The sequence below is a fragment of the Brevibacterium sp. R8603A2 genome, assembly GCF_023072605.1.
Classification (GTDB): Bacteria; Actinomycetota; Actinomycetes; order Actinomycetales; family Brevibacteriaceae; genus Brevibacterium; species Brevibacterium pityocampae.
This window is the reverse complement of record NZ_JALLGN010000011.1, coordinates 34,229-58,847: the sequence shown is the minus strand read 5'-3', so window position 1 is coordinate 58,847 and position 24,619 is coordinate 34,229. Positions and strand designations below refer to the sequence as shown.

The following is a 24,619-nucleotide window of genomic DNA, read 5'->3' as shown; positions in this document are numbered from 1 at the left end:
TGCCGTGGTCTCAGTTGACGAAGTCCGCGCCGGCGCGGGCGACGGTGAAGCCCTTGCCGGTGGCGTCCGAGGTGCACGACATGCCGTCGCGGGCGGAGGTGCACGTCATCCCGTGCGCCTCGATCGACTCGCCGTAGTCGAGCGGCTCGGCTTCGGGGGCCTCCGGGGCCGGGGCGCAGGAGAACCCGGCGCCGTCGTCGTTGGCGACGACGATCCCGCCCCAGTTGTCGATCTCGCAGTCGGCCGGCTTCTCCGGCGGTTCGTAGTCGAAGCTCGCGATCGTGCAGCGGGCGCGCTCGGCGTCGATCGTGCAGCTGATGTTGCCCGAGGGGGCCGCGAAGGAGCGGACCTCGGAGGCCGGGGTGCTCGGTGCCTCCGAGTCCTCCTCCCCGGGCGATTCCGGTGCCCCAGCGGGCGGCGGCGGGGCGGGCATCGCGGCGTCGTCGCCCCGGTCCTGCCCGCTGAACATGTCGAACAGGATGTAGCCGATGATGCCGAGGACGAGCAGCACGGCGATGACGATGAACGCGATCGCCGCTCCCGGCATGCCCCGCTTCCGCTGCGCCGGCCGCCCGGCACCGTAGTGCTGGGCACCGTGCGGCGGCTGCGACGCACCCGCGCCGCCTCCGACCATCGGGGGCACGGGAGGCGGGGGCGGGACCGGGGCACCGCCCACGGTCGGGGCGGCGACGGGGGCCGGATCGCGGCCGGGCCAGCGGCTCGGCGGGGCCTGGCGCTCGGCCCATGCGGAGTGGGCGGCGGTCGCCCTGGGGCCGTCGTGCGCCTCGGGCCGTTCACGCGGGCCGTCGAGGCGGTCGTCATGGGTCTCCGCCGCGATCTGCTGGAGCTCCTCGAGGCTGAGCACACGGGTCGATTCGCCCTCCGGCGCGGTATCCGCGGCACGGAGCTGCGCGACCTCCTCGGCGCTGAGCGCCTGGGTGTCGTCCGTCGGGGCGACGGGCTTCGCCTGGCCCACGAACAGCTGCGTCGTCAGGGAGTCTTCCGGCGGCGTCCCGGGGGTCGGCCGCCGGCGCGGCGGACGACGGTCGGGCGGAGGAGGAATGCTCATGGGAATCCAGTGTAGACACCCGCCCCGGAGCGCGCGGTCAGCCGTCGGTCAGGCGGCCCCGGCCGGTCCTGGGCCGTGGCGTCGGCCGGACCCGGGCCGTGTCGTCGGGCCCGGCGGGAGCGCCCATGGCACGATGGACACATGGTCCATCCCGCCGTCCGGTCCGCCGCACCGCTCCTGCTCGTGGCGCTGCTCGCCACCGGCTGTGCGCGTCCTGCCGGTGGCGACGCCGTGGCCGCCGCCGCATCGGGCCTCCATGCACCGGCCCAGAGCGCACCGCGCGACCTCCCCGCCCCCGCCCTGCGCACACCCGCCGGGGCCGAGGCGCCCGCCGGTCCCTCGCTGCCCCCGCTGCCCGGCATCGGGCCGGAGACGCTCGCCGAGCTCCCGGCCGAAACCCGCCAGGTGCTCATCTCCTCGACCCCGGGGCCCGCGGACACGACCGCGACGACGGTGCTGTTCGAGCGCGCCGGCGACGGCTGGGAGCGCACCGGCGAGTACGCCGGCCACAACGGGGGCGCGGGCTGGAAGCGCGACCGGCGCGAGGGCGACCGCACCTCGCCGATCGGGGTGTTCTCGCTCAGCGATGCCGGCGGCTCCCTCCCGGACCCGGGCTCGCTCCTGCCCTACACGCACGAGCCGGCGCTGCGCACCGGTGCGGCGGCCGCCTACGGCGAGGACTACGCCGCGGTGTTCGACCGCGTCATCGCCATCGACTACAACCGGCAGCCGGGCACCCCGCCGAACGACGACACCCGCCCGCTCGGCTGGGACGCCGGCGGCAAGATCTGGCTCCACGTCGACCACGACTCCCCCACCCGGGGCTGCATCACCGTCGACGCCGAGGACATGGTGCACCTGCTGCGGACCCTCGACCCCGCCGCGCATCCGCACATCATCATGGGACCCGCCGATGACCTCGCCCGCTGACGCGTCCGCGGCGGCCGGGCCCGCTGAGCTCCACGTCCTCCTCCCCTCCCCCGAGGCGCTGCCGCCGCGGCGGGCCACCGCGGAATCGAGCACCGACCCCGCCGGGCCCGAACCGCGGCTCGTCGAGCTCTACGACTCCGGCCCGCTGTCCGGGCACACCCCCGGGATGCGCGTGCAGGCGAACATGGTGACCACCGTGGACGGGGCGATCGCCGGTGCCGACGGCCGCTCATCGACGATCTCGACCGCTGCGGACATGCGGGTGTTCTCCGTGCTCCGCTCGCTCGCCGACGCCGTCGTCGTCGGGGCGCAGACCACCCGCATCGAGCGCTACACCCGGCTCACGGAGAAGACCGCCTACCGGGCGCAGCGGGCGGCCCGCGGCCAGGAGCCCGTCCCGCTCCTCGTCATCGTGTCCGGGACGGGCAGCATCGACACCGCCCGACTCGCCGAGCAGGGCACCTCCCCGATCGTGGTGCACACCGCGACGGACGACCCGGAGACGCTCGCCGGGCTCCGTGGGTTCTGCGGCGCCGGAAACGTCGTCGTCCACGGGGACATCACCCCGCAGGCGGTGCTCGCCGACCTCGCCGTCCGGGGCGTGCGCCGGGTGCTGTGCGAGGGCGGGCCGACGCTGCTCGGCAGCTGGGTGTCGGCCGGGCTCGTCGACGAGCTGTGCCTCACCGTCTCCCCGCTGCTCGCCGGCAGCGGTACCGAGGATCATCCCGGTCTGCTCGGGACGGTGCGCCTGCCCGCGCCGGTGCCCGCGACCCCGCTCAGCCTGCTCACCGATTCATCGACGTACATCCACCGCCTGGCCCTGCCGGCCGGACCCGCGGCCGCTGCGGCCGCAGAAGGAGAATCCCCATGACGAAGACGATCGCAGTCACCGGAGCCGCCGGACAGATCGGCTATGCGCTGCTGTTCCGGCTCGCCGCCGGCGCGGTGTACGGTGACGAGCCCGTGCGGCTGCGCCTGCTCGAGATCCCGCCGGCGCTGCCGGCGCTCGAGGGTGTGGTCATGGAGCTCGACGACTGCGCCTTCAACACGCTCGCCGCAGTCGACATCACCGACGACCCGCGTACCGCCTTCGACGGTGCGGACGCGGCGCTGCTCGTCGGCGCCCGCCCGCGGGCGAAGGGCATGGAGCGTGCGGACCTCCTCGAGGCCAACGGCGCGATCTTCTCCGCCCAGGGGAAGGCGCTGGGCGAGGTCGCAGGCTCCGACATCCGGGTCGTCGTCACCGGCAACCCGGCGAACACGAACGCCCTCATCGCCTCCACGCACGCCCCGGACATCCCCGCCGCGCGGTTCACCGCGCTCACCCGGCTCGACCACAACCGGGCGCTCGCGCAGCTCGCGGCCCGCGCGCAGGTGCCGGTGAGCACCATCGAGCACCTGGCGATCTGGGGCAACCACTCCGCCAGCCAGTACCCGGATGCCACCCGCGCCACCGCGGACGGCCGCCGCGTCCTCGACATCATCGACGACGAGGCGTGGGTGCGCGAGGACTTCATCCCGACGGTCGCGCAGCGCGGGGCGGCGATCATCGCCGCCCGCGGATCGTCCTCGGCGGCCTCGGCGGCGAACGCGACGATCGAGCACCTGCGCGACTGGGTGCACGGCACCAGCGGGCAGTGGGTGTCGATGGCGGTGCCCTCGAACGGCGAGTACGGCGTGCCCGAGGGCCTCATCAGCTCGTTCCCGTGCACGGTGGACGGCGGGGAGCACCGGATCGTCGAGGGACTCGAGATCGACGCGTTCTCCCGTGCGCGGATCGACGCCTCGGTCCGGGAGCTCGCCGAGGAGCGCGAGGCCACCCGCGCGCTCGGACTGCTCTGAACCGGCCCGGCAGCGGGCGCCGGCCCGCTCCGATCAGCGGGTGATCGGTCTCAGCGGGTGATCTCGGCGAGGTCGAGGACGTGCGTCTCGATGAAGTTCGCGACGTCGTCGTTCCACCGGTCGGGGTCGACGTTCCACTCCTTGGTGTGGCGCGCCTTCTCGTAGTGCGGCATCGTCACGAGGTCGCGGCGCACGTTGGCGAGCGCGTGCGAGGGCCCCGAGGGCACGAAGTCGTCGTCCTCGGAATGGATGAGGAGCACGCGCGTGTCGAGCTCGGCGGCCCGGCGCACCCAGTCCATCCGGTTGAGGTCGAGCGGGGTCTCCAGGCCGGTGATGCGCCGCGCCCACGGGCGGGTGAGCATGTCGAGCGCGAGCCGGGCGACCGGGGTGGGCAGGAAGTTGATGCGCGCCTGATGGTCGAGCACGTCGTACCAGTCGACGACCGGGCCGTCGAGGACGAGAGCGGCGATGTGCTCCCGGTTGCGGCCGCGGGAGGCGGCCTGGAAGGCGATCGCGGCACCCATCGACCAGCCGAACACTACGACCTTCTTCGCCCCCTGGGCGAGCGCGTGGTCGATCGCGACGTCGACGTCGATCCACTCGGTGTCGCCGAGACCGTAGCGGGCCGTCGAGCCGACCGGCACCTCGGGGTCGTTGCGGTAGGAGATCGCGAGCGCGGGGATCCGCAGGTCGTTGAGCACCGGGGCCGCCTTGAGGCCCTCGGCCCGGGAGCCGCCGCGACCGTGGACGAGGATCGCCCAGGTGTCGAGCGGGGTGTCGGCGGTGGTCGGGAAGAACCAGGCCGGCAGGTCGCCGACGTCGGATTCGAGGGTGACGTCCTCGTACGGCAGGCCGGTGGCGTCCGGGTGGGGGTAGAACACGCCCGTCCAGCGGCCGCGGCGGGCGGTGCGGAGGTCTCCCGCGGTCACGGCGAGCACCTCGCGGGACACGGTGCGCGACACCGGGTCGTACTCGACGATGTCGCCGATCTGCGCGTGCCCGGCCCCCGAATCGAAGTGCAGGCCGTACCGGCCGTTGACGAGCGTCTCGTCGTCGGCGGCGAGGTGGACGTGCATGTCGTCGTCGAAGCCGTCGACGTGGAGGATCTCGAGCTCCTCCGGCGCCTGCTCGGGGATCACGACCCGGCGGGCGAAATAGGCCGCGAGACCGGAGGTCGCGACGGAGGCGAGCAGGCCGATCCCGGCCCCGACGCCGAGGCCGGCGGCGGCGATGCGCACGGCGCGCCGCTTGGGGTGCGCGACAGGATCAGGGGACGACGTCACGGGAACCTCCTCATCACCAGGGGTGTCATGCGGACAGTCTACTGTCCGGGTCACCGGAGTAGCATGGGGCGCAGCGAACCGACAGCGGAGGAGAAGGCTCATGAGCAGCGAACAGAACGCAGCACCCACCGTGCAGCGGACCGACGCCGAATGGCGTGAGATCCTCAGCCCGGAGGAGTACGCGGTGCTCCGGCAGGCCGGCACCGAGCGCCCGTTCACCGGGGAGTACACCGACACCACGACCGCCGGCTCCTACCGGTGCCGGGCCTGCGGCGCCGAGCTGTTCCGCAGCGAGACGAAGTTCGGCTCCCACTGCGGCTGGCCGAGCTTCTACGCCCCGCTCGCCGAGGGCCGGGTGCGCTACATCCGCGACGACTCGCTCGGCATGCAGCGCATCGAGGTGCGCTGCGCGGCCTGCGACTCCCACCTGGGGCACGTGTTCGAGGGCGAGGGCTACGACACCCCCACCGATCAGCGCTACTGCATCAACTCGATCAGCCTCGTCCTCGCCGAGGACGGTGCGGACACCGCGGGGAACGACGCCGGGGACGGAGCCGCCCGGGAGTCGACCGATGCCTGAGCCGGTCGCCGAATCCGCGGTCCGGCGGGCCGCTCCGGCGGACGCGGTGGTCAAGCACTTCTCCGAGCTGACGAGCGAGGAGCTCTACGGGATCCTGCAGCTGCGCAGCGAGGTGTTCGTCGTCGAGCAGGACTGCGTGTTCCTCGACCTCGACGGGGTCGACCTCTACCCGGACACGCTCCACGCATTCATCCCGCATGCCGGCGCGCCCACCCCGTTCCGCGACTCCCACGGTGAGCAGACCGGCCTGTCCGTCATGCCCGCCGCCTACGCCCGACTGCTCCCCCACGGTCTCGTCGACGGGCCGGCCGGGCACCCGGACGGCCGGAGCATCGGCCGGGTCGTCACCGATCCCGCGGCGCGCTCCACCGGCGCCGGGCGTGCGGTCGTCGGCCGGCTCGTCGAGGACTTCGCAGGCAGCCTGCTCACCCTCAACGCCCAGTCCTACCTCGAGCGCTTCTACGCCGGGTTCGGCTTCGAGCGCAGCGGGGAGGACTTTCTCGAGGACGGGATCGTCCACATCCCGATGCGCCGGGCGGCCGGCCCGGCCCGCGGCTGAGCCGTTCCCCGGCGGGGCCGCTCCCGAGTCCCGCCTCCCGGCCCGCCGCGTTCCGACCACCGACCCGGAGGAGAGTCCCGTGCACATCGCAGTCATCGGCGCCGGGGTGCTCGGCCTGTGCACCGCCCTCCACCTCGCCGAGCGCGGGGAGGACGTCGTGCTCCTCGAGGCGGCGCACCCCTTCGCAGGGGCCAGCGGGCGGTCGTTCGCGTGGATCAATGCGAATCACAAGGAGCCGCGCGCCTACTACGACCTCAATGCCGCGGGTATCGCGGCCCACCACCGTTTGCAGGAGCGGCTGGCCGCGCACGGCCGCTGGTTCCATCCGAGCGGCGGGATCCTCGTCGACACGGGGCCGGACCGGATCCGCACCTATGAGGAGCGCAGCACCGAGGCGCGGGCTTACGGCTACCCCTGCCGGGAGGTCGACCGGGCGGAGCTCGAAGCGCTCGAGCCGGCGGTCGACTGGCCGGACAGCGCGGACGGCGGTCTGCTCTTCGAAGCAGAGGGCTACGCGGATGCCGAGATCTTCAGGGACGCGCTGCTCTCCGCACTGGCGGACCGCGGGATCGCACCGCGCACCATCACCGTCGAGTCCTGGCAGGCCGCAGGCGACGGCGTCGACCTCCACCTGGCCGGGGGCGAGGTGCTCTCCGTCGATCGTGCGGTGCTCGCCGCCGGGGCCGCATCAAGGGAGATCGCCGCACGGTCCGGCGCGCTGGTGTCCGTAGCGGACCTGCGGGAACGCAGCGCACGGACGCACAGCTTCCTCGGCATCACCGAACCGGTCGGCACTCCCCCACTCGACATCGAGCTGCACCGGGTCATCGTGTCCGACCGGATGAATGTGCGCCCGCAGCACGACGGGCGGCTGCTCGTGCAGGTGCCCTCCGTCGAGCACCGGACCGCCGAGGAGTCCACCGCAGAGCAGCTCGCCGAGGTGCGCGCGGAGATGGATGCGGTGCTCGCCGAGTTCTTCGCAGACCGCGTGCGGCTCGAATCGGTGACGCTGAGCGGGCGCAGCCTGCCCGACGACGAGCTCACCATCGCCGGCTTCCTCGACGAGCAGCAGCGCGTCTACGCCCTCGTCACGCACAGCGGGATGACCCTGGCCCCGTACCTCGGGGAGGTCGCCGCCGCCGAGGTGACCGGCACCCCGGATCCGGGCCTCGAGCTGTTCCGGCCCGGCCGGTTCGCGCAGCGCCGTGCGCAGGCGGATGCGGCCGGTGCCGGGGAGGCGACCGCCGGGACGCGCGAGGAGTTCATCGGTCGGCAGTGAGCGCGGAGTTCATCGGCCCGCAGCGAGCGAGGCACGGGTACGGCGCGGGTGCGGAGGAGTTCCGGTGACTTATCCACAGGGTCGAACAATCCCGTGCGCTCCGAGGTGGGCTGTATTACCGTAGACAGCACCTGCTGCACTCCTCCCCCAAGGACACCCGATGCCCCTCGTGTTCTCTCCCCCACCCCGCCTCACCCACGAGCGCGATGAGCTCTCGACCGGTTCCGCGCCGGAACAGCGACCCGCGCGTCACCCACGCTCGCCGCATGCGCCGCGCCTGCCCCGCACCGCTCCGAGGATCGGTGCCGCCGTGGGTGCTGCGGTGCTGCTCCTGTCGGCCTGCACTGCCGGACCCGAGGAGCACACACTCGCCACACCGACCGCCGCGACGCCCACCGACACCGCCGAAGCAGTCCCGGAATACACGACCGACCTGCAGCTCAGCGAAGAGGAGAAGAAGGCGGTCGACGAGGCGATTCCAAAACTTGATGAATATATTTCCCTACTTAACGAAGTGTATTCGTCAGGAGGGGACGGGATCGAAAAGATAGATGGGGTTGCGCGAGATCAGGTCCTTTTCGCGGCTAAAGATGAAGTCAAACAGATGAAAGATCAGGATGTTCGCATGGTAGGCGAATATCGACTGGAATCGCGACGGATCGAAACAGTTGATCTGAGAGTAGATGATAATACTCAGATCCCGTTCGTAACTATTCACTCTTGCATTCCGCTCCACGAGTACTCGATCGTTCCGAACGAATCTAACGAAACTCCTGGAGATGCTGAAGCGACAGATACTTATCAGTTCGTAATCGCCCAATATGACGGCGAATGGTTTGTTTCCGAGCACGACTTGTGGGATCACGGATGCGCGTCTTAATACGCGGATTTACAGTTGGGTTGGTTTGTCTACTTCTGCTAATTCCGCAACCAGCGATCGCTAATGGACCCGGTTGCCTGCCAATGAGTGGTAAGGGCGGAGGGTGTCAGTCAGAAAGACAGAAACCTGGTCGGGATGGAGGCGGGGGCTCTGAACGCGGTGGATCGAAGCCGGGTGGAGGCGGCTCCGACCGGGGAGGCTCCGATCGCGGCGGTCGTGGAGGCGGCGGCGGATCGGGTGGCGGCGGTGGCGGGCCTGCAGGTCCACCCGGCGGATGCGAGCGCGTGAATCTTCCGTCCACGGGTGAGAGCGTCGAGGTCTGCGCGGAGCTCGATCCCGACGACGAGGGCGGCGGGTCCGGCGGTGGCGGCGGGGAGGCCGCACCGACCCCGGTGGTCACGGAGGAGGACTTCCAGTCCTTCGAGATCCCGCCCTCGACGCTCCACTCCTGGCCCGATGCCTGGGCGGTGACGAATCGGCGGACGGCTTTCTGGGCCGACTCCGCGGTCCGCTATATCGACCTCGTCCTCTTCGACATCCCGGTGCAGGTGCGGGCCACGCCCGTGGCCTATGTCTGGGACTTTGGCGACGGCACCACGGACCGCACGACCTCCCCGGGCAGCCGCCCGCGGTCCGTCCAGAACGCGCAGATCCACCACACGTACTCGGCGCCCGGCACCGTCTCGGTCACCCTGACCACGTACTACGCGGGAATGTACTCCGTGGCCGGCGGCCCCTGGCTGACGATCCCGGGCCAGGCAGCGGTGCCGAGCGACCCGCTCGAGCTCGAGGTGTACCGCTACCACCGGTTCCTCGTCGACGAGGACTGCCTCGACGACCCTTCGAGCCCCGACTGCGAGGCCCCGGACGGCTGACCGCCCCGGCTCAGCGCCAGGCGGCGATGATGTCGGCGAGCTCGCGGCGCGGGCCGGTGAAGAACGGGAGCTCCTCACGCACGTGGAGGCGCGCCTGGGTGGCGCGCAGCTCGCGCATGAGGTCGACGATCCGGTCGACCCGCGAGGCCTCGAAGGACAGCAGCCACTCGTAGTCGCCGAGCGCGAACGCGGAGATCGTGTTCGCCTTGATGTCCTTGTAGTCCGCAGCCGCCATGCCGTGCTCGCGCAGCATCTGCGAGCGCTCCTCTGCCGGCAGCACGTACCATTCGTAGGACCGCACGAACGGGTACACGCAGATGTAGTCGCCGGGCGTGCTGTCGGTGAGGAACGCCGGCAGGTGGGACTTGTTGAACTCAGCCGGGCGGTGCATGCCGATGACCGACCACACGGGCTCGAGGATCGAGCCGAGGACCGAGTGGCGCACGGCGGCGTAGGCGGCCTGGATCGCCTCGGTGGTGGGGGCGTGCCACCAGAACATGACGTCGGCATCGGGACGGAACGCGGACACGTCGTAGACGCCGCGCACCACGAGGCCCTGGTCGCTGAGCGCGGCGAGCCGGGAGTTGACCTCCTCGGCGAGCGCGGCGCGGTCCTCCTCACCGATCTCCCCGGCGACGGAGAACACGCTGTAACCGGCGTAGCGGATCTCCTGGTTGAACTTCTCGATCTCTTCCGGGGTGGGCTGGCGGTAGTTCGACATGGTTCCTTCTTCCTCGTGGTGGTGTCCGTCGCTCAGGTCTGCTGATGGTGCGGGGGCGGTGTCTCCGTGCTCAGCCGGCACGTGCGCAGTGTGCACACGCTCAGTGCCGGTGAGCTCCGTGCGGGTGAGCGCAGTGCGGGTGAGCGCAGTGCCGGCGGGCGCAGCCGGCTCGGCACGATCACGGCGGCGGGCCGCCGGTGAGCCGGGCGATCTCCTTCTCCGCCCGCGCGATGCAGGCGGGGATCCCGACCCCGTCGTAGGCGGAACCGACGAGTGCGAGGCCCGGGATGCCGGCGAGCACCGCGTCGATGCGTGCGGTGCGCTCGAGGTGGCCGGGCGTGTACTGGGGCAGCGCCGCGGTCCACCGCTGCACCTCGGAGTGGAGGACGGGCGCGGCCCGGCCGGTGATGCGCCGCCAGTCCGCGATCGCCCGGGCGGCGAGCTCCTCGTCGGGCAGCGGCTCCCACGCGTCCGGGTCGTCGCCGAACCGGCCGACGCTCATCCGCACCACGGCGGTGTCCGCGGGCAGCAGCGCCGCGAGCCACGGCCACTTGTTCGAGGCGTAGGTCGAGGCCTTGATGAACGCGGTCTCCGTGGGAGGGACGAGGAAGCCGGAGCCCTCGAGCGGGGCCTCGGCGACGTCGATGACGGCGGTGACCACGGCGGAGCTCGCATGGTCCACTCCCCCGAGGATCCCCGCGATCTCCGCGTCGACCCCGGCGAGCAGGCCGGTCGCGGCGTGCGCGGGCACGGCGAGGACGAGAGCGTCGAACTCCTCGGCTCCGCCGCTCACGCTCTCGACGGCCCAGGTGCCGCCGCCGGCCTGTCGCACGGCGCGCACCGGAGCCCCGAGCCGGAACTCGACCCCGGACTGCGCGAGGTGCTCGGCGAGCGCGGTGACGAGGCGGTTCATCCCGCCGCGCAGCGACATGAACACGGGCGGCGCCTCGGCGGGCTGGGAGCCGGGGACGTTCGCCCCCGGCGTCGCCGCGCGCCCAGCGGCCCGCGCGCGGAGCACCTCGGCGACGGCGTCGAGGACCGGGGTGCCGGCCCGGGCCGCGGGCAGGAGCGCGGGGATCGTCGCGGCGAGGGAGAGGTCGCGGCAGCGTCCGGCGTACACGCCGCCGAGCAGCGGGTCGACCACGGTGTCGACGAGCGCGTCGCCGAGCCGGGCTGCGAGGAAACCGCCCACCGACACGTCGCCGGCGGCCGGCGCGGTGAGCTGCTCCTCGCTCACCCGGGCGAGCTCGGACTCGGTGAGCAGGCCTGCGAGTGCCTGCGGGTCGGCGGGCACGCCCATGAGGGTGCCGGCCGGGATCGCGTGCATGGCGCCGTGGGCGTGGATGCGGGAGGAGTGCGCGCGGGACGGGAACTCGAGTTCGAGGCCGAGCTCGCGGCACAGGCCCACGGTCTCCGGGCGGACGTACAGGCTCGCCTCGGCACCGACGTCGGCACCGGCGGGCGCATGGCCGTTCAGGTCGGAGCCGCGCAGGCACCCGCCCAGCCGGTCCGAGGCCTCGTACACGGTGACCGCGGTGCCGGGCCGGGTGCTGATGAGCCGGTGGGCGGCGACGAGGCCGGAGATCCCGCCCCCGACGACAGCGGCGGTGCTCACCGGCGGTCGCCCGCCTCCGCGGCCGGATCGACCCGGGCCGTGCTGTCCCCGGCTCCCGAGGCGTGCCGGCGCTCGGCGAGGACCTCACGGGACACCCGGTGGACCTCCTCGACGACGAGGCCGGGGACGGCGGGGTCGGTGGCCGGCAGCACCCCGTGGCCGAGGTTGAAGACGTGGCCGCCCGGATGGTCGAGACCGGCGCGCACGATCTGCTCCACGCGCGGCCGCAGCACCTCCCACGGGGCGAACAGCATCGCCGGGTCGAGGTTGCCCTGGAGCGCCTGACCGGGCTGCACCCGGGCCGAGGCAGCGGCGAGGTCGACGCGGAAGTCCACCCCCATGACGGTGGAGCCGGCCTCGGACATCGGGGCCAGCAGCTCCCCGGTCTGCACACCGAAGTGGAAGCTCGGGACGTCGTGGCGGCTCAGCGCTGCGAACACCTCCTGCGAGTGCGGGAGCACAGCGGCGCGGTAGTCCTGCGGGCCGAGGTAGCCGGCCCAGGAATCGAAGAGCTGGAAGGCGCGGGCGCCGGCGGACAGCTGCACGTCGATGAAGGTCGCCGACATCCGGCCGAGCTTGGCGAGGATCGCGGAGAACAGCTCCGGATCCCCGAGCATCATCGCCTTGGTCTTCTCGTGGTTGCGGCTCGGCCCGCCCTCGATGAGGTAGCTCGCCACCGTGAACGGCGCGCCGGCGAACCCGATGAGCGGGGTGTCGCCGAGCTCCGCGACGATCCGGGTGACGGATTCGGTGATGTCGGACAGCGCCTCGGCGTCGAGCTCGGGCAGCCGGTCGAGGTCGGCGCGGGTGCGCACGGGGGTGCTGATGACGGGTCCGACCCCGGGCTCGATGACGACGTCGACACCGGCGGCCTGGAGCGGGACGACGATGTCGGAGAAGAAGATCGCGGCGTCCACGCCGTGCCGGCGGACCGGCTGCAGGGTGATCTCGGTGACGAGTTCCGGGGTGCGGCACGCCTCGAGCATCGCGTTGCCCTTCCGGAGCTCCCGGTACTCGGGGAGGGAGCGACCGGCCTGCCGCATGAACCAGACGGGGGTGTGATCAACCGGCTGCGAGAGGGCAGCGCGTACGAGAGTCGAAGCCATTGCTCCATGGTCTCATCTGCGCGCGGCCGGAAGAAACCGTGTCGTACCGCAGGACCGCCCGTCTCAGAGCGGAGCCGCCCGCACCGCCGGTTCCGGGATCGGGCGCCGAGGCGCCGCTCAGGGCAACGGGGTGTCGGCGGTGAGGGCGTGGAAGGTGCGGTCGACGTAGACGAGCGGAGGACGCGGCGCGTCGGCGAGGATCTCGCGGACCGCGGCGACGACCACGATCGACTCCCCCACCTCGACGTGCTCGAGGTGCTCGCACAGGAGGGCGGCGTGCACCCCGGGCAGCACCGGCTCGCCGCCCGGCAGGGTGCGCCAGCCCTGCTCGGGGGTGAAGCGCGGAGCACCGGGCACGGCGAAGGACCGGGCGATCTCGACCTGGTCGGCGCTGAGCAGGTTGACGACGAAGGACGGAGCCGCGAGCACGCGGGAGGCCGAGCCGCGCCGCGAGGTCACGGAGAACAGCAGCGCCGGCGGCGCCGCGGACACGCTGGCCACGCTCGACACCGTGAGACCGACCGGCCCGTCCGGTGAGGCCGCGCTGATCACCGCCACCCCGGCGGGGTGATGACGGAACGCGTGCTTGAACGCCTCGGGGTCGAGCTGGTTCACGGGTGCGGTCTCCTTCGCAGCGGCTGGACGGATGGTTCGAGGGGTGCCCTCGCTCCCCCAACGCCGCGCACCGGGTCCGGCATTCCCGCCGCCCGGCGCCTCGGCGTGGATGCTAGGACATGTCCGCGTCGTTGCCTACTCTGGACTCGTGGTCATCCCGTCTCCGCTCAATCGCACGCCCGAACCGTTCGCGCGCGCCTCGACCGTGCTCCGCGAGGTGACCGGCCGCCCCCACGTGTCGATCTCCGAGATCCCGGCCCCGGGCAAGCTCGCCCCCTACGCCCTCGCCCTCGGGGCCGAGGTCCGCGCCGAGGACCACCCGGTCGTGCCCGCCGACGACGACGTCGACGAGCTCGCCACCGGACGCGTCGTCGTCCTCTACGACCCCGACCGTCCGAGCGAGTGGGACGGGGAGTTCCGAGTGGTGAGCTACATCCGCGCGGAGCTCGAGCACGAGCTCGGCCACGAGGCCATGCTCGGCTCCGTCGCCTGGTCCTGGCTCACCGAGGCCCTCGAGACGAACGGCTGCGAGGTGCGCAGCATCGGCGGCACCACCACCCGCGTGCTCTCGGAGAGCTTCGGCACGCTCGCCGGGCGTCCGTCGACGATCGACCTCGAGTTCCGGGGCTCGTGGACCCCGGTGATGGAGGAGCCGGAGGAGATCGCCGACCACCTGACCGCGTGGATCGACCTCCTGTGCACCGTCGCCGGCCTCCCACCGCTGCCCGAGGGCGTCACTCCCCTGCCGGGGCGCCGCCGGTGAGCTCCCACCACACCGACGAATCCCTGCCGCTGCTGTCCGCCCCCGCGGACGGGGTGCCCGACATCGTCGACACCCCGGACGCCCTCGCCGCGGCGGTCCGCGACCTGGCCGCCGGCACCGGTGCGGTGGCCGTCGACGCCGAGCGCGCCTCGGGCATCCGCTACGGCGGGCGCGCCTTCCTCATCCAGCTGCGCCGCGCGGGCGCCGGGACGATCCTCATCGACCCCGAGGCGCTGCCGGACCTGTCCACGGTCGACGACGCCCTGCGCGGCGCCGAATGGGTGCTCCACGCCTCGACCCAGGACCTCCCCTGCCTCGCCGAGCGCGGGATGCGCCCCGACGCCCTGTTCGACACCGAGCTCGCTGCGCGCATGCTCGACTTCGAACGCTTCGGACTCGCCGCGGTCGTCGGCGAGACCCTCGTCGTCCGCCTGGCGAAGGAGCACTCGAACGTCGACTGGTCGCGCCGTCCGCTGCCGCCCGACTGGCTGACCTACGCCGCGCTCGACGTCGAGCTCCTCATCGAGGTCAGCGACATCCTCCAGGCGCAGCTCCAGGAGACCGGCAAGGCCGAGTTCGCACAGCAGGAGTTCGACCACCTCCTCGACTTCACCCCCAACGTCTACGCGGAGCCGTGGCGCCGCGTGCAGGGCCTGGGCTCGGTGAAATCCCGCCGCGGCCTGGCGCGCGTCCGGTCCCTGTGGACAGCCCGGGACCGGGTCGCCGCCGCGCAGGACCTCGCACCGAGCCAGATCCTGCGCGACCGCCACCTCATCGCACTCGTCGGCATCGATGCCCGCACTCCCGACGACCTGCGGCGCGTCCCGGGCGTACCCGGGATGGACCGCTCGGCGCGCCTGCGCTGGCACAAGGCCCTGAGCGATGCCGACGCCCTGCCCGAGGCCGAGCTCCCCGATCGCCGCTCCGCGGACGCCGAGGCACCCGCCGAGGTCGACCGGAACCGCGTCAAGGCGCGCCTCGATCTCATGAAGCCCGCCGTCCAGGAGGTCGCGCGGGACCTGCAGATGCCGCACGAGGTCGTCCTCACCCCGCGCCACGTCAAGACTCTCGCCGGCCGGCGCACCATCGGGGACGAACAGGCCGTCGCAGCGTTCCTCGCCGAGCGCGGCGCCCGGCCCTGGCAGATCGAGGCGACGGCCGGAGTGCTCGCCGCCGCCGCGGCCGAGGCGGATCGGGACTGATCGGGTCGACGTCTCCGGCGGGTCAGCCGGTGCGGGTCGAGGTGCGCTCGACGCGGTCGACGATGTCGGCCGGGAGGATCCTCAGGATCTTGTCGACCATGTCCGGCACCGCGAGGCCGGCGTACTCGAGGATCTCGTCCCGGGTGCCGTGGGGCAGGAACTCGTCGGGCACGCCGAGCTCGAGCACTCCGGTGCGGGAGTCGTCGTCGCGGAGGTCCTGGCGGATCTGCGAGCCGATGCCGCCGATCTTCACCCCGTCCTCGATGACGGCGACGAGCGCGTGCTCCTTGCCCATGTCGAGCACCGACTCCGGCACGGGCAGCACCCAGCGGGGGTCGACCACGGTGGTGCCGATGCCCTGGGCACGGAGTGCCTCCGACACGGCGAGCGCGCGATCGGCGAGCGCGCCGACGGACACGATGAGGACGTCGGCGGGCAGGCTCGCGGGCGTCTCGGCGAGCACGTCGACCCCGTCGGCGGTGCGGCGCAGGGCAGCGATCTCGGTGCCGACGGTGCCGCGGGAGAACCGCACGACGGTCGGGGCGTCGGACACCTCGACGGCCTCGCGGAACTCCTCGGCCAGGCGGGTGGCGTCGCGCGGGGCGGCGAGCTGCAGCCCGGGCACGATCTGGAGCATCGCCATGTCCCAGATGCCGTGGTGGCTGGCGCCGTCGGGGCCGGTGACGCCGGCCCGGTCGAGCACGAAGGTCACGCCCTGACGATGGAGCGCGACATCCATGAGGAGCTGGTCGAAGGCGCGGTTGAGGAACGTCGCGTAGAGGCACACGACCGGGTGGAGCCCGCCGTAGGACAGGCCCGCGGCCGAGGCGACGGCGTGCTGCTCGGCGATGCCGACGTCGAACACCCGCTCGGGGAACTCGGCGGCGAACTTCTCCAGGCCCACGGGCATGAGCATGGCGGCGGTGATCGCGACGAGGTCGGTGCGGGTGCGGGCGATCTCGACGATCTCGGAGCCGAACACCGAGGTCCACGAGGTGCCCGTCGAGGGCTGGGAGCGGCCGGTCAGCGGGTCGATGACGCCGACGGCGTGGAACTGGTCGGCCTCGTCCTCGATCGCCGGGGCGTAGCCGTGGCCCTTCTGGGTGATCGCGTGGACGATGATCGGGCCCTGGTCGAAGTTCTTCGCCCGGGTGAGCGTCTTCTCCATGCTCTCGAGGTCGTGACCGTCGACGGGGCCGAGGTACTTGATCCCGAGCTCGTCGAACATCCCGGTCGCCGGTGCCGCGACCATGTCCTTGAGGCCCTTCTTCATCCCGTGCATCGCAGTGTAGGCGGCGCGCCCGGGAGGACCGGACTGCTGCAGGCGGTCGCGCCCCCAGCTCAGCAGCTTCTCGTAGTTCGAGCTCGCGCGCAGCGAGTCGAGGTGCGCGGCGAACCCGCCGACGGTGGGTGCGTAGGAGCGCCCGTTGTCGTTGACGACGATGATGAGGCTGCGCGGCGGCTGGGAGCTGTCGGCGGCGATGTTGTTGAGCGCCTCCCAGGCCATGCCGCCGGTCAGCGCCCCGTCGCCGATGACGACGACGACGCTGCGCTCGGACTCGCCCTTGAGCTGGTGGGCCTTGGCGATGCCGTCGCCCCAGGACAGGGCCGCCGAGGCGTGGGAGTTCTCGATGATGTCGTGCTCGCTCTCGGCCCGCGAGGGGTAGCCGGAGAGCCCGTCGCGCTGGCGCAGCGTGTCGAACTGCGCGTAGCGACCGGTGAGGAGCTTGTGGACGTAGGTCTGGTGGCCGACGTCGAAGAGGATCGTGTCGCACGGTGAGTCGAAGACGCGGTGGATCGCGGTGGTGAGCTCGACGACCCCGAGGTTCGGCCCCAGGTGCCCGCCGGTGCCGGCGACGGTGGTGATGAGCGTGTCGCGGATCTCTTTGGTGAGGACCTGGCACTCGGCCTCCGACAGCGCTTTGAGGTCCGCCGGGGAGGAGATGGTCTCCAGGAAAGTCATTCGCGGGTTCGCTCCTTCGGGTGCGCCGGGTAGGGGCACGACTGTCGAAATGTTCGTCCAAGCGTAGCAATCCTACTGCCCGCTCCCTGGGTGGACGCCCAGGCCGCGGGGCATGGCGGGGTGTGCGATGCGCGATGTGCGCAGGATCGGATCACGGCGGACCGCGGCCGAGGCGCACACTGGGAGGAGCAGCGACGCACCCCGACCACTGGAGGACCCCATGCGCTCGGTCGTCATCACCCAGAACATCACCGCGGACGGCTCGATCGAGATGCTCGACGACTGGTACGACCCCTCCGAGATGCCGGAGTCCGGGGAGCTCGCCGAGCTCAACCGCGAGCAGGACGCGGCCTGCGACCTCGTGCTGCTCGGCCGGTGCACCTTCGAGGACTTCCGCAGGTACTGGCCGGAGGCCGATGATGCGGCGGGGATCTCGGCCTACCTCAACACGGTGGACAAGGTCGTCGTCTCCGGCACGCTCACCGACCCCGGGTGGCAGAACACGACTGTCGTGCGCGACCCGCTCACCGCGGTCCGCGAGCTTCGGGAGCGCGCCGGCGGCGAGATCGTCGTCACCGGGAGCATCTCCGTGTGCCATGCGCTGCTGCGCGCCGGCCTGGTCGACGGGATCCGGCTCTACGAGTACCCCTGGGCGCAGGGCCGCGGCCGGCACCTGTTTCCCGCCGATGCCGCGCCCGGCCGGCTCACGCTCCTCGAGTCCCGGCTCCTCGACGGTCGGCTGCCCTACCGCGCCTACCGCATCGGGTGAGGGCGGACCAGAAATCGCGGCGGTTGCGGCGGCACAGGGTGGTCTGAGGTCGGATCAGCGTGCGACGGCGGGCCTCAGCGACGAGCGCTGTCCAGCGGTCCGGCGGCATCCGGTCCTGCATGTCCTTTAGTGCGCGCCGGACAGTGGTGCCCGGGATGCCCTCGTGCTGTGCAGCTCACGGAGCACCATCGCTGGCAGGTGCTTCAACCTCGTGGTGAGTTTCGCTGGGCCGCCCGGAGGTGCTTGCCCTTCCGGCAGGCGCCCTCCGGGCGGTAGCGATCAGCTGTCAACAGCACGTCCCTCGCGCGCTTACTCGCTTCCGCCTGCGAGCCCGAAGTACCGCTCGAAGAAATTCGTCAGTGCCTCGATCACGCGCTTCTTCTTGTCGCCGTGACCTGCTTCGCGGTTGAAGCGTGAGACGGGTGGCATGATCGTCGTGATCGCCGTACCGCCAGTGCTCAGCTGAGCATCGCGGAAGGCTGCGACGACGAACGCGCGGGTCTGTTCCGGCTTGAGTTCGAGCTCGTCGATGATCCGCTGAAGCTCAGCGTCTCGTTTGGCGGCGATGAACGTCTGCCACTGCTCGTCGACTGCACCGTCGACGGACACCGAGTCGACGAAGTCCTCTACAAGGTCTCGCTTGCTTCGCAGGCTCGGGCTGGCATCGACCGCGTGTGTGATCTGAGCACGCAGCTCCTTGTCCTTGCCGTTCCCGCGCTCGGCACGCATCCGCTCGACGAGCATGAGGATGTAGTCGACGTTGATCTCGACCTGCTTGACCAGTTCGATCTCGAAGACGACGTCGTCGTTGATCTGCTCCTTCTCCGCCGCCGTGTCCGTCCGGAAGTCGGCGTACAGGTTCAGGTAGACGCTGCGGTAATCCTGATGTTGTCGCTCGGTCAGGACGTCTTGGCCTTCGAACTCATCGAACTCACCGAGGATGTTGCTCAGTCGGAGCACCGCACCGAGAATGTTGATGAAGTCCTTCTGATCCTGCTCCCCGATGATCTGCGCGCCCAGCGGGAACCGCCGCAGCAGCTCGCTCACCTTTTCGGAGTACTCAGCGAAGTACTCGCTGTACGGCGGTGCGATCACGATGCTGCGTGCGTCCTTGTTGCCGAACAGCTCGAGTGCGGCGTTCGTCTCGTCCTCGAGGTCGCGGAAGACGACGATGTTCCCGTGCCGCTTCACCGAGTTGAGAACGCGATTGGTGCGCGAGTACGCCTGGATGAGGCCGTGCATGCGCAGGTTCTTGTCGACGAAGAGTGTATTCAACGTCGTGGCGTCGAAGCCGGTGAGGAACATGTTCACCACGATGACCAGGTCGATCTCGCGGTTCTTCATCCGCTGTGACAGGTCTTTGTAGTAGTTCTGGAACTTGTCGGCGCTGGTGTCGTAGCTGGTGCCGAACATGTCGTTGTAATCCTGGATCGCGTCTTCCAGGAAGTCGCGCGCGCCGCTGGCGAGCATGTCGGTGTCGAACGCCTCGTCCTCGAGGATGCCATCGGGCTCAGCCTCATTCGCGCCATAGCTGTAGATCAGCCCGACCTTGAGACGCTTCGCGGGCGGCAGCTGCTCCATCTGCATCTGGAACTGGTTGTAGTATCGGCGCGCTGCATCGATCGAGGCCGTCGCGAACAGCGCGTTGAAACCGCGAACGCGCTTCTTCTCCTTGAGCGACTCCGCTCGGCGATGCGTACGTGACGACTCCGCCACGTTGGTCACGACGGCGTGCTCGTAGCTCGTCTGGCGCTTCGTCTTCTGGTCGAAGTGTTCCAGGATGTATGCCGTGACCTGCGCAATACGACGCGGATCCAGCAGAGCGCGCTCTCGATCGATCGCCGGGACGTCCTTGTCGACGATGCCTGCGCGTACACCGATCGTGTTGATGTAGTCGACCCGGAACGGCAGAACGTTCTTGTCCGTGATCGCGTCCATGATCGTGTACGTGTGCAGCTTGCCGCCGAAAGCCTGCTCGGTCGTCTTCAGCAGTGGGTTGCCGCCGCTTGCCGAATTCTCAGCGAAGATCGGTGTGCCCGTGAAGCCGAACAGGTTGTAGCGCTTGAATGCCCGCGTGATGTCGGTGTGCATGTCGCCGAACTGCGACCGGTGGCACTCGTCGAAGATGATCACGACGTGCCCCGAGAAGATCTCGTGGCCCGTGTTGGCCTTGATGAAGGTCGACAGCTTCTGGATCGTCGTGATGATGATCGGCTGGTTCGTTCTACCGCTCTTCAGCAATGCGCCATTGGGTTTGGTGAGCTGCTCGGCCAAGATCTTCGTGCTCGTGTTGCTGTTCGCTGATCCAGGCGCGAATCGGTCGTACTCGCGCATCGTCTGGTAGTCGAGATCCTTGCGGTCGACCACGAACAGCACTTTGTCGACGCTCGGCATCTTCGACGCGAGCTGAGCTGCCTTGAACGACGTGAGTGTCTTGCCCGACCCGGTGGTGTGCCAGACGTAACCACCGGCCTCAACGGTACCGAGCGTCTTGTAGTTGGTCGAGATCTGGATCTTCTGCAGGATCCGCTCCGTCGCGACGATCTGGTACGGGCGCATCACCAGGAGGTCGCGATCAGCGGTGAGCACGCAGTACTTTGTCAGGACGTTCAGCAGCGAGTGCTTCGCGAAGAACGTCTTGGCGAACGCCGTCAGCTCGCTGATCGGCTTGTTGTTCGCATCCGCCCACCAGCTGGTGAACTCGAACGAGTGGCTTGACTTCTTGCCCCTGCTCGGGCCGCTCGCCTTCTTCTGGTCAGCGATGTGTTTGTGACGGGTGCTGTTGGAGTAGTACTTCGTCAGCGTGCCGTTGCTGATCACGAACAGCTGCACGTACTCGAAGAGTCCCGAGCCCGCCCAGAAGCTGTCGCGCTGGTAGCGGCTGATCTGGTTGAACGCCTCACGGATGTCCACGCCACGGCGCTTGAGCTCGATGTGCACCATCGGCAGGCCGTTGACGAGCACGGTGACGTCGTAGCGGTTGGCGTACTTGGCGCCGCCCGCGCCCGTGTCACCGTCACCACGGCCGATCTCGTACTGGTTGATCACCTGCACGTGGTTGTTGTGGATGTTCGTCTTGTCGATGAGCGTGACGTTCTTCGTCGTCCCGTCGTCGCGCTTGAGGAGCTGGACATGATCTTCCTGCACGCGCACCGTCTTCTCGGTGATGCCGTCGTTCTGGCCGGCGACCTTGGTGGAGAAGAACTGCTCCCACTCGCTGTCCGAGAAGGTCATCGTGTTGAGCTTCTCGAGCTGCACGCGCAGGTTCGCGATCATCTGCGCCTCGGAGGTTAGGGGCACATACTCGTACGCCTGCTCCTCGAGCAGACGGATCAGCTCGCGCTCGAGCGCCGCCTCCGACTGGTACGCCTCAGCCACCGCAGGCTCGGCAACGTACTCGGCAATGACCGTGCTCTCCGAGGAGATCGCGATCGGGTCGAACTTCCGCGCACGTGCGTCGCTCATGCTGCACGCTCTTTGAACGTCAGCAGGCGGTCGCGGTAGTACTCGTACTGCTTGCGACGAGCAACAAGTTCGGCAGGGAGCCCGATGCTGATGTCGTTGACAAGAGCGTCGAAACGATCGAGCAACTCGATCACGCGCTTCTGCTCAGCGCGCGGCGGTACCGGAATCACGACGGATCGAACGATGTCCGCGTTCAGGTTCTTGACCGTGCCAGCACCGGCCCTGCGCGCGAACTCTTCCTGTACAGGTGTGGAGCGCAGCAGGTAGTAGAGATAGTCGCGCTTAAACGAGTCCTCGAAGGCGCTGATCGCCAACCAGCCGTCATGGATGCATCCCTCAATCCGTGAGACATAGGGACGACCAAAGCTCATGGAGTTCGAGAGTACAAAGTCCCCAGGCAACACAAGACGCGATTTTGCAGCCCCCTCGAGCGTCACGCGCTGCGCTGTGCTGGTGATGTATTTACCGTCAGCTGGAGCATCACCAATCTTGATCCACGGAACACCTTCAGGATCGTCAGTGATGAACTTCTGGATTGGACGCGGAGACGCCCCGCGGACGATGGTCGCTACATCTCCAATACGCACGCGACGGACGCCTTCATCGATCGTCAGCAGTTTACCCGCGTAGTAGTCATACTGACCCCTCCGGGCTTCCAGCTCCGCTTCCAGCTCCGCTTCCAGCTCCGCTTCCAGCTGAGTGAACTTGTCCAATACTCGCACGATTTCCCGCTGCACCTCGAGAGGCGGAATGGGGATCATAAGACGTTTTAGGTACGACTGAGTCATACTCGGCACACCGCCAGCTTGGTTCTTCTCGGCAAGACGCTGCGTAAACATCACGTAATAAAAGAACTTTGGAATCAGTCGACTGGCATCAATCTCGGTGTAAAAAATGGTGTCAACTGTCCAGAATGGCTCATCAACGTAGAACAGGTTACCCAATGAGCCCTTGCGCGGAATGAGAACCGAAGGCCCATCATAAACAGGTGTGTCAACGGATGTCATCACGCCACCGGAGCCATACACCGGCACGTCACCCGCGCCCAGTGCCTTGTAATCACTCCCGTTGCGGATCCGTACCGCTGAGCCGAGGTCGACGTACTCCACGCCGTCTGGGCACAGCTCCTGAATCAGCTCGTCAATGCGGCTCATTTGGAGCCCTCCAGATCCGCCACGATCTCGTCGATCGCCGTGCGAAGCTCGGCCTGCCGAGCGACAATGCGCGCGATCTCGGCGTTGAGCTCGGTGATGTCGACGACCTCGCGGGTGTCTTCCGCCTCCACGTAGGACGACACCGCGATGTTGTAGTCATTCGCCGCGATGTCTTCGTTGCCGGCGAGCGTGGTGAAGTAATCTTCGGGCTCGCGCTTCGTGAACGCCTCGAGGATCCTCGCCTGGTGCTCCTCGAGCAGCTTGTTCTTGTTGCCCACGCGCTTGAACTCGGCCGAAGCGTCGATGAACAGCACGTCGTTGGTCTTCTTCGACTTCTTCAGCACGAGGATGCAGGTTGCGATCGTCGTACCGAAGAACAGGTCGGGCGGCAGCTGGATGACGGCGTCGACGTAGTTGTTGTCGATGAGGTACTGGCGGATCTTCTTCTCCGCGCCACCGCGGTACAGCACACCGGGGAACTCGACGATGGCTGCCGTGCCGTTGACCGCCAGCCAGCTGAGCATGTGCATCGTGAAAGCGAGATCGGCCTTCGACTTCGGTGCCAGCACACCGGCCGGCGCGAACCGTTAGTCGTTGATCAGGAGCGGGTTGGCGTCGCCCTCCCACTTGATCGAATACGGCGGGTTGGAGACGATCGCCTCGAACGGCTCGTCATCCCAGTGCTGCGGGTCGATCAGGGTGTCGCCGTGTGCGAGGTTGAAGTCTGAGTAATTGACGTCATGCAAGAACATGTTGATCCGCGCGAGGTTGTACGTGGTCAGGTTGATCTCCTGACCATAGAAGCCCTGTCGGACGTTGTTCTTGCCGAGTACCTTGTCGAACTTCAGCAGCAGCGAACCGGAACCGACGGCCGGGTCGTAGACCTTGTTGACCTGCTTCTTGCCGACCACCGTGATGCGCGCCAGCAGCTCGGAGACCTCCTGCGGCGTGTAGTACTCACCACCGGACTTACCGGCGTTGGCCGCGTACATCTGCATGAGGTACTCGTAGGCGTCACCGAACAGGTCGATCGAGTTGTCCTCCCACCGACCCAGCGGCAGGTCACCGATCGCATCGAGCAGCTTCACCAGCTTCTGATTCCGCTTGGCGACCGTCGAGCCCAGCTTGTTGCTGTTGACATCCAGGTCGTCGAACAGCCCCTTGATGTCGTCCTCGCTGTCGGTGCCGAGTGCCGAACCTTCGATGTTCTTGAACACCCGCTCGAGTGTCTCGTTGAGATTCTCGTCGCGAGCTGCGCGCTTGCGGACGTTCTGGAAGAGCTCGCTCGGGAGGATGAAGAAGCCCTTCTCTGCCACGACCTCGCGGAGTGCGAACTCCGCGTCACTGTCGGGTAGGAGCGCGTAATCGAACTCTACCTCACCAGCTTCGTGCTCACCCTTGTTGATGTAGGCGGTCAGGTTCTCGGAGATGAACCGGTAGAAGAGCATGCCCAGCACGTAAGTCTTGAAGTCCCAGCCGTCGACGCTGCCCCGAAGGTCGTTAGCAATGCGCCAAATCGTCTTGTGCAGCTCTGCGCGCTGGGCCTCTTTGGTCGTGGGTGCCATGGTGAAGTTGTCTCCTCGGCGCTCGCGCGCTGTTCGTGCTGCTCGGTCGCTGGTCTCAGATTATCCGCGACCACTGACATTCAAACGCTCCGACACCGCTCGATCCGCACGTTCATGCGTCACGGCGGGAAGTCGGAGAGACTCCGGCGGTGCGCCGGTGGGCCTGCTGAGCGGGCGTGCGATACTCACCTTCGCGTGCTCGCGACGCGTGCTTCGAGGAACGCCACTTCCCGTGGTGGCCCAATTTCAGACTCCTGTCCTCTGTCTCACCTCTTCACGACGGAAGCACCCCGCCGGGCCGGAGCCTGACGGGGCGTGAGCGCGGGACTCACGTCCGTCTGCCGCACGCCCGTGAATCGACCGCGGGCCGGGAATCCCGCAGGA

Annotated in this window: 20 protein-coding genes and 1 pseudogene; 11 read left to right on the top strand and 10 right to left on the bottom strand. The window is 69.2% G+C overall.

All coding sequences use genetic code 11. The annotated features are described in order from the left end of the window. Positions 1–10: 10 nt before the first annotated feature. Positions 11–1,069: a DUF6636 domain-containing protein gene (locus tag MTQ12_RS11635; protein ID WP_247618737.1), complete on the bottom strand. Its 1,059-nt coding sequence runs from the start codon at positions 1,067–1,069 to the stop codon at positions 11–13. A 141-nt stretch (positions 1,070–1,210) separates the two neighbouring features. Between MTQ12_RS11635 and MTQ12_RS11630 the strand changes: the two genes are divergently transcribed. From MTQ12_RS11630 to MTQ12_RS11620, 3 genes are read left to right on the top strand one after another with little or no spacing between them, the layout of a single operon-like run. Then, the gene (locus MTQ12_RS11630; protein WP_247618736.1) at positions 1,211–1,999 is read left to right on the top strand and encodes a hypothetical protein; all 789 of its coding nucleotides are present in this window, start codon (positions 1,211–1,213) and stop codon (positions 1,997–1,999) included. Then, positions 1,983–2,870: a dihydrofolate reductase family protein gene (locus MTQ12_RS11625; protein WP_247618735.1), complete on the top strand. Its 888-nt coding sequence runs from the start codon at positions 1,983–1,985 to the stop codon at positions 2,868–2,870. The genes MTQ12_RS11630 and MTQ12_RS11625 overlap by 17 nt, the downstream gene beginning before the upstream one ends. Further along, on the top strand, positions 2,867–3,841 hold the full coding sequence (locus tag MTQ12_RS11620) for a malate dehydrogenase (protein ID WP_137319905.1): 975 nt from the start codon (positions 2,867–2,869) through the stop codon (positions 3,839–3,841). Before MTQ12_RS11625 ends, MTQ12_RS11620 begins: the two co-directional genes overlap by 4 nt. A gap of 50 nt (positions 3,842–3,891) precedes the next feature. On the opposite strand, the gene MTQ12_RS11615 is transcribed toward MTQ12_RS11620, so the two are convergent. Next, positions 3,892–5,124: an alpha/beta fold hydrolase gene (locus MTQ12_RS11615; RefSeq protein WP_247618734.1), complete on the bottom strand. Its 1,233-nt coding sequence runs from the start codon at positions 5,122–5,124 to the stop codon at positions 3,892–3,894. Positions 5,125–5,224: 100 nt separating this feature from the next. Between MTQ12_RS11615 and msrB the strand changes: the two genes are divergently transcribed. The 5 genes from msrB (at position 5,225) to MTQ12_RS11590 (ending at position 9,297) form a co-directional block, all read left to right on the top strand. Continuing rightward, complete coding sequence (msrB, locus tag MTQ12_RS11610; RefSeq protein WP_247618733.1) at positions 5,225–5,704, top strand: peptide-methionine (R)-S-oxide reductase MsrB; 480 nt, start codon at positions 5,225–5,227, stop codon at positions 5,702–5,704. Further along, the gene (locus MTQ12_RS11605) at positions 5,697–6,263 is read left to right on the top strand and encodes a GNAT family N-acetyltransferase (protein ID WP_247618732.1); all 567 of its coding nucleotides are present in this window, start codon (positions 5,697–5,699) and stop codon (positions 6,261–6,263) included. The genes msrB and MTQ12_RS11605 overlap by 8 nt, the downstream gene beginning before the upstream one ends. A gap of 79 nt (positions 6,264–6,342) precedes the next feature. After that, positions 6,343–7,542: an FAD-binding oxidoreductase gene (locus MTQ12_RS11600; RefSeq protein WP_247618731.1), complete on the top strand. Its 1,200-nt coding sequence runs from the start codon at positions 6,343–6,345 to the stop codon at positions 7,540–7,542. A 160-nt stretch (positions 7,543–7,702) separates the two neighbouring features. Next, positions 7,703–8,422 carry a hypothetical protein gene (locus tag MTQ12_RS11595; RefSeq protein ID WP_247618730.1) on the top strand — a complete coding sequence of 240 codons (720 nt, stop codon included), beginning with the start codon at positions 7,703–7,705 and terminating at the stop codon, positions 8,420–8,422. 284 nt (positions 8,423–8,706) lie between these two features. Further along, on the top strand, positions 8,707–9,297 hold the full coding sequence (locus MTQ12_RS11590) for a PKD domain-containing protein (protein ID WP_247618780.1): 591 nt from the start codon (positions 8,707–8,709) through the stop codon (positions 9,295–9,297). Positions 9,298–9,307: 10 nt separating this feature from the next. Here MTQ12_RS11590 and hemQ read toward each other — a convergent pair whose 3' ends face one another. The 4 genes from hemQ to MTQ12_RS11570 form a co-directional block, all read right to left on the bottom strand. Then, positions 9,308–10,018 carry a hydrogen peroxide-dependent heme synthase gene (hemQ, locus tag MTQ12_RS11585; RefSeq protein WP_247618729.1) on the bottom strand — a complete coding sequence of 237 codons (711 nt, stop codon included), beginning with the start codon at positions 10,016–10,018 and terminating at the stop codon, positions 9,308–9,310. Between the two features lie 178 nt (positions 10,019–10,196). After that, entirely contained in the window at positions 10,197–11,633 is a 1,437-nt protein-coding gene (hemG, locus tag MTQ12_RS11580) for a protoporphyrinogen oxidase (protein WP_247618728.1), read from the bottom strand. Next, on the bottom strand, positions 11,630–12,739 hold the full coding sequence (gene hemE / locus MTQ12_RS11575; protein ID WP_247618727.1) for a uroporphyrinogen decarboxylase: 1,110 nt from the start codon (positions 12,737–12,739) through the stop codon (positions 11,630–11,632). The genes hemG and hemE overlap by 4 nt, the downstream gene beginning before the upstream one ends. A gap of 117 nt (positions 12,740–12,856) precedes the next feature. Continuing rightward, positions 12,857–13,354 carry a flavin reductase family protein gene (locus MTQ12_RS11570; protein ID WP_137319915.1) on the bottom strand — a complete coding sequence of 166 codons (498 nt, stop codon included), beginning with the start codon at positions 13,352–13,354 and terminating at the stop codon, positions 12,857–12,859. A gap of 148 nt (positions 13,355–13,502) precedes the next feature. On the opposite strand from MTQ12_RS11570, the gene MTQ12_RS11565 reads away from it, so the two are divergent. Continuing rightward, positions 13,503–14,117 carry a DUF3000 domain-containing protein gene (locus MTQ12_RS11565; RefSeq protein WP_137319916.1) on the top strand — a complete coding sequence of 205 codons (615 nt, stop codon included), beginning with the start codon at positions 13,503–13,505 and terminating at the stop codon, positions 14,115–14,117. Next, the gene (locus MTQ12_RS11560) at positions 14,114–15,319 is read left to right on the top strand and encodes an HRDC domain-containing protein (protein WP_247618726.1); all 1,206 of its coding nucleotides are present in this window, start codon (positions 14,114–14,116) and stop codon (positions 15,317–15,319) included. The genes MTQ12_RS11565 and MTQ12_RS11560 overlap by 4 nt, the downstream gene beginning before the upstream one ends. Before the next feature lie 22 nt (positions 15,320–15,341). Here MTQ12_RS11560 and dxs read toward each other — a convergent pair whose 3' ends face one another. Next, the gene (gene dxs, locus MTQ12_RS11555; RefSeq protein WP_247618725.1) at positions 15,342–17,282 is read right to left on the bottom strand and encodes a 1-deoxy-D-xylulose-5-phosphate synthase; all 1,941 of its coding nucleotides are present in this window, start codon (positions 17,280–17,282) and stop codon (positions 15,342–15,344) included. A 220-nt stretch (positions 17,283–17,502) separates the two neighbouring features. On the opposite strand from dxs, the gene MTQ12_RS11550 reads away from it, so the two are divergent. Continuing rightward, on the top strand, positions 17,503–18,051 hold the full coding sequence (locus MTQ12_RS11550; RefSeq protein ID WP_247618724.1) for a dihydrofolate reductase family protein: 549 nt from the start codon (positions 17,503–17,505) through the stop codon (positions 18,049–18,051). A 309-nt stretch (positions 18,052–18,360) separates the two neighbouring features. Here MTQ12_RS11550 and MTQ12_RS11545 read toward each other — a convergent pair whose 3' ends face one another. The 3 genes and pseudogenes from MTQ12_RS11545 to MTQ12_RS11535 form a co-directional block, all read right to left on the bottom strand. Next, positions 18,361–21,516, bottom strand: coding sequence for a type I restriction endonuclease subunit R (locus MTQ12_RS11545; RefSeq protein WP_247618723.1), 3,156 nt, complete (start codon positions 21,514–21,516; stop codon positions 18,361–18,363). Then, a complete protein-coding gene (locus MTQ12_RS11540; RefSeq protein WP_247618722.1) occupies positions 21,513–22,670 on the bottom strand; it encodes a restriction endonuclease subunit S in 1,158 nt (385 codons plus the stop codon). The genes MTQ12_RS11545 and MTQ12_RS11540 overlap by 4 nt, the downstream gene beginning before the upstream one ends. Further along, positions 22,667–24,235: pseudogene (locus MTQ12_RS11535) on the bottom strand (type I restriction-modification system subunit M). The gene MTQ12_RS11540 and the pseudogene MTQ12_RS11535 overlap by 4 nt, the downstream one beginning before the upstream one ends. Between the last annotated feature and the right edge of the window lie 384 nt (positions 24,236–24,619).